Annotated in this window: 14 protein-coding genes; all 14 read right to left on the reverse strand. The window is 42.1% G+C overall.

Annotated elements, in window-relative coordinates:
* Positions 1–13 precede the first annotated feature (13 nt).
* Positions 14–1,240, reverse strand: a complete 1,227-nt coding sequence (locus YH65_RS02295; protein WP_046550452.1) for a WcaI family glycosyltransferase — start codon at positions 1,238–1,240, stop codon at positions 14–16.
* Positions 1,233–1,778 (reverse strand): putative colanic acid biosynthesis acetyltransferase, encoded by a 546-nt coding sequence (locus tag YH65_RS02300; RefSeq protein WP_046550453.1) that lies wholly within the window; start codon positions 1,776–1,778, stop codon positions 1,233–1,235. Before YH65_RS02300 ends, YH65_RS02295 begins: the two co-directional genes overlap by 8 nt.
* Positions 1,766–2,896 (reverse strand): glycosyltransferase, encoded by a 1,131-nt coding sequence (locus tag YH65_RS02305; RefSeq protein ID WP_046550454.1) that lies wholly within the window; start codon positions 2,894–2,896, stop codon positions 1,766–1,768. Before YH65_RS02305 ends, YH65_RS02300 begins: the two co-directional genes overlap by 13 nt.
* A complete protein-coding gene (locus YH65_RS02310; RefSeq protein WP_046550455.1) occupies positions 2,896–3,723 on the reverse strand; it encodes a glycosyltransferase family 2 protein in 828 nt (275 codons plus the stop codon). Before YH65_RS02310 ends, YH65_RS02305 begins: the two co-directional genes overlap by 1 nt.
* Before the next feature lie 21 nt (positions 3,724–3,744).
* Positions 3,745–4,635, reverse strand: coding sequence for a hypothetical protein (locus YH65_RS02315; protein WP_046550456.1), 891 nt, complete (start codon positions 4,633–4,635; stop codon positions 3,745–3,747).
* A complete protein-coding gene (locus tag YH65_RS02320) occupies positions 4,610–5,932 on the reverse strand; it encodes an MBOAT family O-acyltransferase (RefSeq protein ID WP_223156731.1) in 1,323 nt (440 codons plus the stop codon). The genes YH65_RS02315 and YH65_RS02320 overlap by 26 nt, the downstream gene beginning before the upstream one ends.
* Before the next feature lie 235 nt (positions 5,933–6,167).
* Entirely contained in the window at positions 6,168–7,196 is a 1,029-nt protein-coding gene (locus YH65_RS02325) for a hypothetical protein (RefSeq protein WP_046550458.1), read from the reverse strand.
* Positions 7,196–8,038, reverse strand: coding sequence for a glycosyltransferase family 2 protein (locus YH65_RS11180; RefSeq protein ID WP_052746065.1), 843 nt, complete (start codon positions 8,036–8,038; stop codon positions 7,196–7,198). The genes YH65_RS02325 and YH65_RS11180 overlap by 1 nt, the downstream gene beginning before the upstream one ends.
* On the reverse strand, positions 8,035–8,763 hold the full coding sequence (locus tag YH65_RS02335; RefSeq protein ID WP_046550459.1) for a glycosyltransferase family 2 protein: 729 nt from the start codon (positions 8,761–8,763) through the stop codon (positions 8,035–8,037). The genes YH65_RS11180 and YH65_RS02335 overlap by 4 nt, the downstream gene beginning before the upstream one ends.
* Positions 8,760–10,313 (reverse strand): glycosyltransferase family 4 protein, encoded by a 1,554-nt coding sequence (locus YH65_RS02340; RefSeq protein WP_052746066.1) that lies wholly within the window; start codon positions 10,311–10,313, stop codon positions 8,760–8,762. The genes YH65_RS02335 and YH65_RS02340 overlap by 4 nt, the downstream gene beginning before the upstream one ends.
* Complete coding sequence (locus YH65_RS02345; protein ID WP_046550460.1) at positions 10,310–11,323, reverse strand: sulfotransferase; 1,014 nt, start codon at positions 11,321–11,323, stop codon at positions 10,310–10,312. The genes YH65_RS02340 and YH65_RS02345 overlap by 4 nt, the downstream gene beginning before the upstream one ends.
* 3 nt (positions 11,324–11,326) lie before the next feature.
* The gene (locus YH65_RS02350) at positions 11,327–11,953 is read right to left on the reverse strand and encodes a sulfotransferase family 2 domain-containing protein (protein WP_052746067.1); all 627 of its coding nucleotides are present in this window, start codon (positions 11,951–11,953) and stop codon (positions 11,327–11,329) included.
* Positions 11,954–13,306: an ABC transporter ATP-binding protein gene (locus YH65_RS02355; RefSeq protein WP_046550461.1), complete on the reverse strand. Its 1,353-nt coding sequence runs from the start codon at positions 13,304–13,306 to the stop codon at positions 11,954–11,956.
* Positions 13,306–14,112: an ABC transporter permease gene (locus tag YH65_RS02360; protein WP_046550462.1), complete on the reverse strand. Its 807-nt coding sequence runs from the start codon at positions 14,110–14,112 to the stop codon at positions 13,306–13,308. Before YH65_RS02360 ends, YH65_RS02355 begins: the two co-directional genes overlap by 1 nt.
* Positions 14,113–14,155 lie beyond the last annotated feature (43 nt).

The following is a 14,155-nucleotide window of genomic DNA, read 5'->3' on the forward strand; positions in this document are numbered from 1 at the left end:
ACCATTTCCCTTGCTAGTCCCGGATCATTTCTTTGACCTTCTCTCCAAAAGCAGTGAGGACTTTGGTAGCAGAGTAGTACTGTATAACATAATCCCGTGCATTTTGGCCTGTCTCTGCACAGCTGCTTTTATCTGAAGAAAGATGTTCTATGGTCTTTACCGCATGATCAAAATCGTTACTGTCGTAAAAGTATCCTCCTTTGGATCTTTCAAAAACCCTGGCTACTTCCGAAGCCGTGTTGCCGGTTACAAGTGACGGCTTTGCACTGGCCATCATACCGAGCAGTTTCGAAGGCATGACCGTATCGAGAACATTGTTTTTCTGAAACAATATATGCAGGTCTGCGCTGCACAGAAGGTCTGGAAGAATATTGTATGCCACAGGAGATGCATGCCGTACGTTCTTTAGTTTTTTAGTGTTCTGTACCAACCATTCTTTCTTTGCGCCGGCACCTACAACAATGAACTCTATATTGTCATTCTCTGTAAAATATTCAGCGATCCGTATGAAAAAATCCCAATCCTGTTTTGCTCCGATGCTACCGCTGTACAGTATTTTGAATTTTGCTGATCTCAAAAGGGCATGTTGCCCAGCCTTCATCGGATCTATGAATGTTTCATCAACCCAATTCGGGAAAAAATAGTTTTTGGTACGGGTTTTGCTTTTTAGCTTTTCGATCATGGCATGACTGATCGTACTAACGATATTTGCTTTATCCAGAAGTGTCTTTTCCAGCTGGAAGAGTAGATTGAAGATCTTTGTTTTGAAACCTTTCTCTTCACCGGCCAGACCGGATTCGATGGCCGCATCAAATTCGAAATCCTGTATGTGTACCCATACCTTTGCACCGCGAAGTTTTGCAAGGAGCAGACCCAGCAGGATAGAACTCGTGAAAGGAACGATGCAGATCACCAGATCACTTTGTTTGACCCTGAACAGATTGCGTATACTTCCCAAGGTAAAATCAAGGAGATGAAGGGTACGCGTCTTGAAGGTAGGGTTCTTCGGTACATATTGTCTGTATCTGTGTATGGTTATACTATTTTTTTTCTCCGTCATAAAAACAGGTTTCTTCCGATACTCTTCCGCTATTTCCCACTCAGGATAATAGGGGAATCCGGTGATGACATCTACCTGATATGTTTGGGAAAGGTACTCGGCCATTTGCGTACTGTAGAGTCCTGTCGCACTCTCTTCAGGATAGAAATTGATACCTATGACAGTAATGTGTTTATCCAACAGTCCTGTCCTTTATAGGCAATGCGGGTGACCCGACACATACCTTTGCGGCAGGAAGATCCTTGAATACACTGCTTCTTGCACCGACCACCGTTCCTCTGCCGACAGTGATTCCCGGAGCGACATAGACATCTGTTGCAAGCCAGCATTCATCTTTTATGATGATCTTTTGACTGAAGATGGGAAAATTTTCTCTGTCATATCGGTGTGATGCAGCGCACAGATAGGATCTTTGCGATATGACGACATTCTTTCCTATCTCTATGGGGCCAAGGCTGTACAGTTCCACATTGTCACCGATCCAGCTGTCATCTCCTATACTGACCTTCCATGGGTAGGTGATCGTGACATTCGGACGTATAATGACGTTTTTCCCTATTTTTGCGCCGAACATACGGAGCAGAAAGCGTCTCCAGCCGTAAAATATCTGCGGGGAGGGGCGGAAGAGAAGTGTCTGGGTGAACCACCATAATTGTACCGTGATACCGGACCGTCCTCTGAAGTTTTTCGGTAACGTGAAGTCTTTCAATGTCTGCATGATGCTACACCTTCATATAGTTCTTTCCATTTGTATACATTGTTCTCCCAGCTGTAGTGTTCAATGATGAACGCTTTGAGTTTTCTCCCTCTTTCATTTCGTTCCGATTCTGACCAGGATACCGCTTCCTGAAGGCTCTTTTTCAATGCCTCTATATTCGGATCGATCAGCATACCGCCGTTCTCCTGCCATTCAGGATAGATCCCTGTCTGATGGGTTGTGATAACTGGTGTTTCAAGTATACCCGCTTCCAGGTTAACCATACCTATCACTTCAGAATAAGAGGGGAGAACGAATACCCAGGCATTTTTATAGAGCTGATATTTCTCCCTTTTGGAGACCAGACCCAGAAATTCAACTTTCGCTTCCACTCCCAATGCTTTTATCAGGCCGTCAAGCGTCTCTTTATACTCATTGATCGGACCGGCGATCTTCAGCTTCATTTCTTTTGCGTTTAACTGGGCAAAGGCTTTGATAAGCAGGTCAATCCCTTTTACTTTGTGCAGTCTGCCCAGGAATAGAATATATTTCTCTTTCTCTTCTTTTTGTATATTATATGATTCTATCTCTTTGTAAGAGATGGAGTTAGGGATCACTTCAATGTTTTGGTGAGGGAATTCCTGAAAGAGGTTCTCTTTTTCATTGGGTGTAATGGCGTGGATAACTGTGCTCTGTTGAAAATATTTTTTGACCAGTATTTCAAAGTAGATCCTTTTTTTGAGGGTTCCCTGTTCCCAGAGCCAAGGTTGCAGCATACCATGGGGAGAGAGAACGGAGGGTACGTTTTCCTGTTGTGCGATCTTGGATGCAATGTATTGGGGATACATCCAGATGCCGTGGATATGGAATATCGCATCTGTATGTTTTTTTAAATAGCTTTCCAGTTCACCGGCATGATCCCAGAGCCCTTTGGGCCAGTCCCTGGGATAGAGTATTACATTGTCGTCTTTTTCAGACAGGGTCGTAACAATACTGCTTTCTACGGAATGTTGCCGTAAATGTCCGTTCAGGTCACTGATGACCGTGCGTAATCCTCCGCTCATTTTTGAGAAATCTTCTGTGATATGTATGACTGGTGTATCTATCGTATGAGTATGCTGCAATGTGTCTTTTTTCATTATTTATGCTTTATGAACAGATGTGTTACGTACATACCAAGATACTTTTTGATAATGTTTTTGACAAAGATCTTTGTTTTCTGCATTTTAAAATAGAGTTTCTCTCTATCGCTTGTTTCTTCCGTACTGACTTTCCTGTATTCGTCAATGACCCGCATTCTATCCGTGTAGGAGACACCGCCGATATATATTCTGGCGATGGGCATGGGTATGTATTTGAATATGAGACCGTTCAGATAGGCATGATAGATAAAATGAAAATCGGAAGCGATCCTGTAGCTACGGTCAAAAAGGTATTTTTTATGGTAGGAAACCGGAGAAAAGGTGCTTTGATGCGAGAACTGCATCCCTTTCCAGAGTGCAGTGGGATCATAGGAAACCTTGGAATATTTTTCAAAACCTGGGTAGACATCTATGCTGTCGCCAAAGATGAGTGTATTATCCGTAAAATCATGCTTTTTAAAAATGTTGGAGAGAACATGACTGTCGGCAAAGGTGTCCTCGGCATTCATGAAGTTGATCCACTTTCCCTTTGCCAGTTTGATGGCTTTGTTCATCGCATCGTATATGCCGTTGTCCTTTTCACTGACCCAGTAGTCGATGTTATGATCATATTTTTGAATGACCTCTACAGTGCCGTCCATTGAACCACCGTCAATGACAATGTACTCAATATGTTCATAGTCCTGATCAATGACACTTCGGATCGTATTTTCAATACCGTTCACAGTATTGAAAACGACGGTCACGACAGTAATAAGAGGTAACTGGGAATGATGATCTTCATCGACGGTTTCTTTTTGAATAATGTGCTCCTTTGCTCTCATGTTTTCTGACCAGTAGATTTTTTACTTGTCCAAATAGAGATTTTGAATTGCATTGAGAAAATCCTTTGTATAGTTATAGGCGCTTTTATGGGTCAAGTGGTGACCATCTGCAGTCACATACTGTGTATAATCCGGTAATGGAAGCCATGGGTCCTTGAAAATACTTTTGATGATCGCCCTGCGCTTCTGTGCCTGGGGCGTGTTCGCCAATTCTGGATCTATTGGCATTTCGAAAAATACGATCTGAGTTCCTTGCTTTTCAAAATAATGTATCAGTCTTTTCACCGCTTTCAGATTTCTGGTATTCAAAGGCTTGGCATATGCTGCTTTCCGCTGCTTCATCATAAGGTTGAAACGCTGTATGTTGATATCTCTTTTTGAATCCCTGTAGCGTTTTGGACCTTTTGGCCTGGCAGGAGTCTGGCTGTTCTGTTTGGAACAAAAAGATTTGGACAACAGTACATTGAGAGGCTGGTATTTTTCCTGAAGTGCAGGAAGGTATGCCTTGACCCTCCACCAGACAGGATAAAAAAGCGTGTTGATCATTTTTGTACTTTTAAATCGAAAAATAAGGTTTGTTTCAACATAGAGACGTTTGGGTATATAGCCTGTTTTTTTGATGATCTCAAGTCCGGTCAGTACACTTCCTCCGGAAAAAGAGAGATTGAAAAAGGTTGGTGGCAGCAGTGTCGGATTGAGCCGGGCGCTCAATGAGGAACCTACAATGATATTTTCTGCTTTTGGGCTGTAAATAAACTCCTGTGCAACAGCGGTGTTCCTTTGCCACTGGTTCTGATAATGAGTGATCTTTGGCGTACATACGGCTATATAGATGTTATAGAGTAGGAACATTGCCAAAAAACTCCAGAATATCCCGGAGATCTTTTTAAAATTGGAAATAAATAAATTCACCGCTGCTCCCGCTATTGATAAAAATGTTTAAAAGCATGATCGCATAGACAATGCTTGTATCAAGATAATTTTTCCCTGTTCTTGTCCGAAGCAGATAGTTCACATAGTACAGTGCGACAGGGAAAGTGTAAAGTGCCACATAGGTAATGATCGTTTGATTGACCGGGTAGTTGAAGTTATGTATCATCGCATTACAATAAAGTATGACCTGTGGGAATTCAGGCAGTTTGAACAGCAGCCATCCCAGTGTAACCAGTATAAAGACCATCAATATCCTCACTATATCGAGGTATCTGTTGTTTGGTATTCCGTAGCGTTGAAGAATGAACCGCTCTCCTGCAAGAAGGATACCGTGGTAGGCACCCCAGAACATGTAGCTCCATGCGGCGCCATGCCACAAACCACCCAGAAGCATGACAATGAAGAGGTTAATATAGGTCCGGACCCTGCCACGTCTATTTCCTCCCAGAGGGATATAGAGGTATTCTTTCAACCATGTGGACAGCGTAATATGCCATCGGGTCCAGAACTCGGAAAAACTTTTGGATATATAGGGGAAGTTGAAGTTTTTGGGAAGATCATACCCATAGAGTTTCGCCACACCGATAGCGATCAGGCTGTATCCTGCGAAGTCGGTGAATATCTGTATCGAGTATCCGAACAGCATGGTCATAAGAGTATAGGATGAATGTACCTGGAAGTAGGGGAACATCATCCAGAATGTCTGGTCTTTAAGGTTGTCAGCAATGACCATTTTCAAAAAATAGCCGATGATCAATATCTTGAAAGCAGATTCAAAATTTATCTCTTCAAGGTATTTGGTTTTGATCTGAGGATAGAACTCATATGCCTTGACGATAGGCCCGGCAACCAGTTGTGGGAAGAAAGAGATGAAAAAGATGGTATGGATATAGTGACGGATAAAATTTCTGTCTACCTTGAACAAAGGACATTCGCTTTGATGGTTGGAGCGGTACAGGTCTACAACCAGACTGATACCCTGAAAGGTATAGAATGAGATACCTACAGGCAGAGGAATGGAAACAAGGAAGTCGCCTATGCCGTCGAGTGACCGGAAGTGTTCAAGTGCCCGTCCGAACAGAGGACTGTATTTGAAGAACGATAGGACAGCCAGGTTGAAAGCAACCCCCAGAAATGCATACTGTTTTTTTCTTCTTTTATTGTTTTCAAAATATACAAAATAACTTGCCACAGCATTGATGGAGGCTGAACTGAGAAGAAGGAGGGACAGAATAGGCTGACCGTAGGTATAGAAAACAAAACTCGATATGATCAAAATATATATTTGGTATTTCCGAAGGAACTTATTGTAATAAAGTACGAGTGTTACTATCACCAAAAATAAAAACGGAAAACTATTGAAAAGAATAATACAGCCTTTTGTTTGATAGATCGTTCTGTTTTTTTATAAAAAACCAATAACATTATTATAGGATAATTTGAGTTTTTGCAAGCTTGAAGATAACTTTCTTTTCCATTCATTCCAAAACCCGTAATTTTATTTTTATTCTTTAACGCTTTTTGAAATATCCAAATAATTTTTGTAAGAATGGTAAAGGTTCAACGGCAGTATTGTCGTTCAGCTGACTGAGATAGCCGAGAAGATTTTCTTTGAAATCATCATTGAGGTCTGCTATATCGTTGACACTGTTCTCGATCTTGTGCATGCTTTTGGGCGCAATGGACAATTGTGTATTGTTTTTTATTTTATAGTCGTTGAAATCCATGTCGACCAAAGTATAGTCATGAATTTTTGTTTTGACCTCTTCCAGATATGCCTGGTCGTAATTCAGTTTGTCCATATCCACTATCAGGTTGGCATGATCGTTCGCAAGCTGAAACGAAGAGACCCAGATATAGTAGAAGAATTTATAGTGCTCTTTGATCGTAAAGTTTTTGGACAGGTCCATGCAGACACTCAAGTCGGCACCGACATTATCACTGCTGTTAAAATCCACTCTTTTATCGAGGAGTAGGTCAGACACTTTTGGGTCCAGCAGAACGATATAGAGATTGATTGTGAGAAATACGTTTTTCCCAGCTTTTCCTCTTTGATAATACGACTCGAACTGGTCCCTGGGGTTCCTGAGAAGAAAAAGGTTCAAACTGTCGGCATAATGCTGTTTGAACCAGTCTATTCTCATGGAAGTTCTGTTGAACTGCAGTACCGGTATCTTCTCTTTAGGTGTTGTGTCAATGAGGTTGTCAATATAGTGTTTCAGTACATCGGATTTTTGGACCTTGAAAAACTCTTTGTACGCAAAATCAGTATCGTAGAACGGCAGGCATTCACTGCCGGGACCGAATGCCGTATGGAATTCATAGAAATGCGGCTTCCCCAACTCCGGATGGTTCATGACATCCGTAGCTTTTTTATCATAGTTCCATATATCCAGTGATTCTTTTTTCAGTCGCACCAGGTCATGGTGCAACGGTTCGTAATAGGTATAAAACGCATCATAGGACCTGAATTTGTTGAATATATAGGTACTTCCGGCTCTAAACATGCTGTGTAAAAATACAGTCTTTCTATTTTCCATTATTTTCTTCCTATCAAAGTTTTTATTTTATCTTTTAATTTTGTTTTTATACTGCCGGCAAAGGCTTTCTGCATGAATCTATCCAACGCTTTGTCTATATAGGCTTTATCCTCTTTGTCGATGAGCCCGGAATTCTTTTTATAAATGTATTTGAGCCATTTGACATGTTTGTTGTTGTTTGCAGCGGACAGGCCTTCTCCATGCCTTCTGTAGCCTATCCCTTCCACACCGGTAAAATAGAATGCATTATGCTTTGCCAGTCTCAGTTTCAAGTCCCAGTCCTCATATATCGGGATGTCGATATCAAATCCACCTGTATCGAAATACTGCTGTTTTGTAAATATGAAATCTCTGGGTACCATACAGTCCCTCGCAAAGATATTTTTAAAGATATTTCCCTCTTTTACAGTGTTCTTTGCATTAGGGAATAGCCGTTCGCCCTCTTTATCGACCAGAACAATATCTGAAAAAGCAATGATGTTGGAACGACCTTCGTTGCGATACTTTTTGAGGATGGTCATCTCTTTTTCGAGTTTACGCGCATCCATATAGTAGTCGTCACTGTCAAGCGTCGTAATGTAGTCTCCGGAAGCGAGCCGGATCGCGGTATCCCTGTTCCTGGTCACTCCCTGGTTCTTTTCGTTGAAAATGACTTTGATGAAAGGGTATTCTGCCTCATACTTTTTTAAAATCTCCTGTGAACCGTCGGTGGAAGCATCATCGATGATAATGATTTCAATGTTCTTGTAGGTCTGCGCCAAGACACTGCCGATACACTCATCTATGTATCTGCTATTGTTGTAATTGGGCACAATGACCGATAATGGGGGATTGTTTGTCATTTTATCCGCTTTTTTATTTTATTCAAATAGTATTGTACTATTGTATTCAGATAATATTTTTTTACTTTGAAACTGTTATGGTATTGCGATACCACTTTGTATCGTTCCTTCGTTCTTCCCATGAAATTGATATCCGAGAAGCCGCCGGCAAGAAATACCGCTATGGGAAAATCGACTTTGAGAAACTTTTTGCCTTCCATATACCGTGAAAAGTAGTTTTCATAATCACATACTATCTTATAGGCCAGATCATAGGGTTTGTCTTTCATGAGGTTAGTTCTGGAAAACAGACTTTGATGGGAAAAACATATCTTTTGCCACATCAGTTCCAGAGGTCTGGTCTTGACAAGATGCTTTGTGTCGCTATCTTTCCAGTAATGTTCACCGTAAATGAAATCATAGTCCGAAACGTCGTGCCCTTCAAATATTTTTGACAATACATCATCGGAGGCAAAGCTGTCCCCGGCATTCATGAAATTGATCCACTCACCTGTTGCCATCTGTATGGCTTTGTTCATAGCATCATAGATCCCCTTGTCTTTTTCACTCACTATGACATCGATCTGGTCTTCATACTTGTTGATGATATCTAGTGTGTTGTCTTTTGATGCACCGTCGATGATGATGTACTCTATATGAGGATACGTTTGGGACAGAACGCTTTTGATCGTTTCTTCTATAGTATCTTCGCAGTTATACACAACGGTTACGACAGTGACTGTCATTGCACGATCCTTTTGATGAGTGTAAACGGATAGGCCAGTAATTTGGCAAGTTTATATTTTTTTGAATTCAATATCTGGGATAGTTGCAGGTCCCTCTTATCGATTTCTTTTTGTTTTTTTGTTAATAACTCATTCTTTTCCTGCAGTTTTTCAAGCAGGAATTTGTTTTCTTCGCCTATCTTGGAATGGTTACCGAGATATTTTTCGTACGTATCCTGGTTCTCTGGTGACATGGCTTGGACAAACTGCGATAAAGACTGCTGCACGGCTATGAGTTTCAGGATGTCCGATTCTTCGTCAAAAGGTTTGACGATCTTGTCTTTATGCAGTTCCCTTCTGCTGAGCCGTATCAGTTCTCTGAGCCATTTTCTCCTGAAAAATATATTTTCTTCAATCAGAGGTATCACTGCCTGTTTGCCGTCTATTACTTCTTCAAAAAGTGTTTTCCATTGTGTGACGATCGTTTCATAATCAAACTTCCTGCTGACAAACTCCCTGCCGGCTTTGCCATACCGGTATGCCTCTTGTGGGTTTTTCAGGAAAAAAAGTATATTGTCCACAAGTGCATCTTCTGTCGTTCCAAGGCGACCTGTTTTGTTGTTGATCACCGTATCCAGAAGTCCCCAGTCACACCGTGAGACCACCGGTGTGTTCGAAGCCTGGAATTCCAGAGCACTTCCGGGACAGTTCTCCGTCAGTGCGCTCGGATTCACAACACCGACCTGTGCTTTGGCCAGATATTCATTTTTTTCTTTTCCGAGCACACCCAGAAAATGTACGGAGGGCAGTATGCCGCCCTTTTCATCCGAGAGGAAAGGTCTGATCTCCTGACTTTCGAATGCTTCATCAGCCACATTCCACGGACCCAGCTGCTGATCACGGTTGTAAAGTTTTCCGCTGCCTATGACATAAAGCTGTGCAGAGGGATGCTGCAATAAAATTTTTTTCCAGGCTCTTGCCAAAAGTCCAAAACCTTTTGCCTTGATCATACTGCCGACATAGACTACCATATTCGGATCTTTTTCTGTGATGGGCCTGGTTTCCACGGTATCTGGGTCAAAACCATTGTAAATGGTACATGCTTTATTGATGATCGGATGGTGACGCAAAATGTCAAGCTGCTCCTGACTTACAGTCACATATCGTTTTATATTCGTTTTTTCCGCCAGAGTGTTCAGCATCTTTTCCGACAAGGTATTGTGGACCCATGCTATTGCAGGCAGTTTGAATTTATCTATATTGTGGATGAGATACCAATTCTCTTTATTCTCAACAGGCCGCCATATAAAGATATCGCAGTCGCTTTGACTGCATTTTACATAAGCATCATAGCAGTCATCACATCGCACAGTAGAGAATTTGCCATCGAGCTGAGTCTCATTCAGTGTATAATAGACGAATTCAGTATCATCCGAAATAAGTTTTTTGAAGTAGTAGGGCATACTGACGAACATATATTCGGTCCCGCCTATTCCCGGGTTCCCTTCCTCCGGCCTTGACAGGTCTATATTTCTGATCTTCCGGTTTTCCAGGAACAATCCTATCTTCATGATGTCGCCTTGTCTGTACTGCCCGGGTAGTTGTATTTATCTACAGGAAGAGCAAGTGTCTCTTTTAAAAAGAGGTTTCCTTTGGAAAACTTTTGAGTGAGTCTTGTCCTGATTTCCTCTGTCATTGTCAATTCTTTGTCTCCTTTTTCTTTTAAGAACCGTTCGATAGTACGATTTATTCTGCTGTGGTCCAACTTGTGTAGAAATGACTTTGATATATATTTTTCTTTCAGTGTCCTGTAGGTATTGAATCTGTTTGACACCCCTTTATTCTCATGTGCTTCTTTAAGAAGGTTGTATGTCTCGTTAGCAGAAATTCCCATGAATGAAGAGATATCATCGGCAAATTTTCTTTTTTCGAACACCAGGTCTTCAAATAAAAAGACGCCGACCCTGTCCTTACCGAATAGCTTCTGATAGTAGCGAATAATCTTGTCGTATTCCAGCATGGATATCTGTTTGATACTTTGATCCCAATAGATCATTTTGACCCATTTGTCAAATTCCATCGGTATGGATGTGTCAAAGCATCTGGGGTCGAAAGGTCTGTCTCTGTACTGCGACCTGAGCCATTCGATCTGGTTTCTGAGAATGATGATGATCTTTGCCTCCGGAAAGAAGGCATGAAGACGTTGTGCTTTCACACCATTGTCCTTATGGGCGTAAAATACCGAGGCAAATCGTTCGTTGCTCAAAACGATCTTTCTGTCCCGTACCCGTTCCTGATCCGTTATATAGGGACGTACGCTTTTGCTATAGAGTACCGTAGTGTCATTGTAATCATACTCTATGCTGTCCATCTGTATGAGGTTGTCATAGAATGTACGGAGATACGGATCTTTCTCATACAGGGAAGCTTCATGTGCTTCTTCTGTATCGATACCTATATTCGTCCCCGGGTACAATCCCAGATTGAATAGTTGTGAATGTTTGTGGAACAGGTGTTTCTGCAGGGTGGTACTCGCAGCTTTCGGATAACCGATATGGATCAGGATATTGTTTCCCATCATCCGCTACCCGATATGAAAGTCATAGTCAAACAATTCGAAATCTTTTTGATAAAGCCTGTATACCGTTTCCTGCATATCTTCGGTATACAATGTTCTGTAATCTTTTTTATTCGATGTTTTATTCTGATGAGAGAGATGAACTGGGATACCCAATGTGTCGGCTACATGGGAAAAATCATTGTGGAGCGTTTCAAATTTTCCTATATAATCCACAATAATCTCTCCTTTTTGGTCACAGACATATTTGTATTGCGGAATGAAGTGTGTCCATTTCAGGACTTTTTCTCTGAAGACCTCATTTTGCAGGTTTTGGATGAAATGTGTGAAGTCCTCTATGGCGGACAAATTCTCTTCCGACCATTTCTTATCGAACTCATTCCGTCCTCCGTTCTTTAGAAAGAAGAAAGCGGATGCCAGGCGGTCGTAAGGATTTCGCACAAATGAGAATTTGAAATAATCGTTGAACTTCTGTTTGTCTTCGCCTTTGTACATCAACGCCCATTTGTGACCGACCTTTTCCCGGAACAATGCCTCTTCTATACTGATGCCCGCCACCTTCGGAATATGGATATAGATACATTTACATAGATCGTTATAAGGTTTGAAAATAGATATTTTTTTTTCCTTCATTCAGCTGTCCTTTTCCAGTAGCCGGTAGTCCGGTACCTGCTGGAGCGAAACGATCCCGTGAACTGTATGGGAAAGAGGCAGGACTTTGAAGGCCAGGCCGTCGATGACCCGGTTCAGTAGTTGTCTCTCTCCGTCTAGCATGTAGGTTGTACCCGCATTGGCATAATATACGCCTGCTGTCAGCAAACAGATGAATTCCCATTTTGCAGCATAGGTATCGCCACTATGAGCTTCTTCGATGAGCATATCGTAATTCAAACTTCCCGTCGATGTGATCTGAAACCCCTTTTCATTCTGTATGCTCATTCCGAATGCCACCTCTTCACACGTTTCCTTGAATGTGAGTTGATAGCAATAGTAATACTTTTCTCCGTGTACCAGCGCATTCACTGTTTCGCCTTCAATGGTTTCGATACGGATGTCCGCTATTTCCACTTTGCTATCATCATAGACCGTTCTTGATTTTGGAGTAAAGTTGGGAATGAAATATGGGTGATCACCTTTCTTTTCCGAATTTTCTGATCTGTCGGAAGGTTTTTTTCTTTCAACACTCTGTTTTGCAGTTTTTGCTTTTTTGGTCCTCTGCAGAGAATGTTTCAGCTCCTTCTGTTGCTGTTTTGGTGCAAAGAGAAATTTTTCATAATGTGTCGTAACTGTTTTTGCGTCAGCATCGAGCAATATGTTCCCGTCAGACAGGAAGATAGCTCTAGTACACAACTGTTTGATGGAGTTGGCATCATGTGAAACGTACAGGATGGTCTTGCCACTTTGAAAGAATTCTTCCATCTTGGCATAACATTTGCGTTTGAACAGTACATCACCTACCGCAAGTACTTCATCGAGTATCAGTATTTCCGGGTCTATGTGTACGGCCACGGCAAAACCGAGCCTGGATTTCATGCCGCTTGAGTATGTCTTCAGTGGCTGGTAGATGAAATCACCGATATCGGCAAACGCGAGGATGTCATCAAGCTTCTCTGCTATCTCCTCTCTGCAGAATCCCAGAATAGTCCCGTAGAAAAAGATATTCTGCATCCCTGTGAACTCAGGGTTGAATCCCGAACCGAGTTCCAGCAGGGCGGAGATCTTTCCGTTGACCGCAATGGAGCCTTCATCAGGGGTAAGGACCCCGGTGATCAGCTTGAGCAGGGTCGACTTTCCGCTTCCGTTCTTACCCACGATACCGAGGATCTCCCCTTTTTGTATTTGGAGGTTAAGGTTTCTGGTAGCATAGAACTTTTTATGATACTGTTTCCCACTGAAGCTCAGTGCCTCTTTCAGTCTGTCTTTGGGGGAGTTATACAGTTTGTAATACTTCGAAACATTTCTGATCGATATGGCAATATCGTTCATTATGCCACCTCTGCAAAGTGTGGCCTGAGCCTTTTGAATACGGTAATGCCGGACCAGAGCATTACTGCCGTGAAGGTCCAGTAGTAGAGGGTTTCATACGGTTTTTCCCAAAAACCGATATGGTTGATGATAGAATCCCTGTACCCTTCTACAATATAGACGGCGGGATTGAGTTTGATGATCCACTGATACCGTTCCGGAATTCTGGAAAGATCCCAGAAGATGGGTGTAAGCCAGAAACCGAAGGTAACAAGGACGCCGACGAACTTGGAGATGTCCGGTACGAAGATATTGGTCGATGAGGTCAGCCACCCGATACCGAGGAGCAAAGCAAGCATGGCGGTGAAGTAGTAAATGATCTGCAGGGTATAGAGGGTAGGGTATATGCCGTTCAGTGCGGCAATGAAGATCGCGATGAAAATAAAAAAGAGATGCGGTATGGAGGAGCTCATCAGCTTGACGATAGGTAGTATACTGAGCCGGAAATCGACTTTTTTCAGGAGGAAAGCATGTTTTTTGATAATGGCTGCCCCCGCATTCAGATTTTCAGCAAGGTACATCCATGCGATCATACCGCCGATAAGATAAACAGCAAAAGGCACGCCTTCACTGCCTCCACCGCTTTTGAAACCCATGGTGAAAACGAGGTAGAGTACGCCAATAAAAAGCAGGGGTTGGAGATAGACCCAGACAACGCCAAGATAGGATCCCATATACTGCTGCTGGAAATCACGCTTCGCCAATTCAAAGAGTATATCACGCTTATTGTAAATATCATGCAGGAAGTTTTGGGTTCGTTTAATCATAAGATATTATACACTTATAATGTTGAATATTGAATGTTTGCAA

This window comes from Sulfurovum lithotrophicum (genome assembly GCF_000987835.1).
In the GTDB taxonomy this organism is placed as follows: domain Bacteria; phylum Campylobacterota; class Campylobacteria; order Campylobacterales; family Sulfurovaceae; genus Sulfurovum; species Sulfurovum lithotrophicum.

Bases quoted from the DNA above. Each gene is read 5' to 3' on its own strand.
- YH65_RS02305 (WP_046550454.1), bottom strand. From the start codon at position 2,896: ATGAAAAAAGACACATTGCAGCATACTCATACGATAGATACACCAGTC.
- YH65_RS02350 (WP_052746067.1), bottom strand. From the start codon at position 11,953: ATGAAGGAAAAAAAAATATCTATTTTCAAACCTTATAACGATCTATGT.
- YH65_RS02360 (WP_046550462.1), bottom strand. From the start codon at position 14,112: ATGATTAAACGAACCCAAAACTTCCTGCATGATATTTACAATAAGCGT.
- YH65_RS02300 (WP_046550453.1), bottom strand. From the start codon at position 1,778: ATGCAGACATTGAAAGACTTCACGTTACCGAAAAACTTCAGAGGACGG.
- YH65_RS02340 (WP_052746066.1), bottom strand. From the start codon at position 10,313: ATGAAGATAGGATTGTTCCTGGAAAACCGGAAGATCAGAAATATAGAC.
- YH65_RS02345 (WP_046550460.1), bottom strand. From the start codon at position 11,323: ATGATGGGAAACAATATCCTGATCCATATCGGTTATCCGAAAGCTGCG.
- YH65_RS02335 (WP_046550459.1), bottom strand. From the start codon at position 8,763: ATGACAGTCACTGTCGTAACCGTTGTGTATAACTGCGAAGATACTATA.
- YH65_RS02355 (WP_046550461.1), bottom strand. From the start codon at position 13,306: ATGAACGATATTGCCATATCGATCAGAAATGTTTCGAAGTATTACAAA.
- YH65_RS11180 (WP_052746065.1), bottom strand. From the start codon at position 8,038: ATGACAAACAATCCCCCATTATCGGTCATTGTGCCCAATTACAACAAT.
- YH65_RS02325 (WP_046550458.1), bottom strand. From the start codon at position 7,196: ATGGAAAATAGAAAGACTGTATTTTTACACAGCATGTTTAGAGCCGGA.
- YH65_RS02310 (WP_046550455.1), bottom strand. From the start codon at position 3,723: ATGAGAGCAAAGGAGCACATTATTCAAAAAGAAACCGTCGATGAAGAT.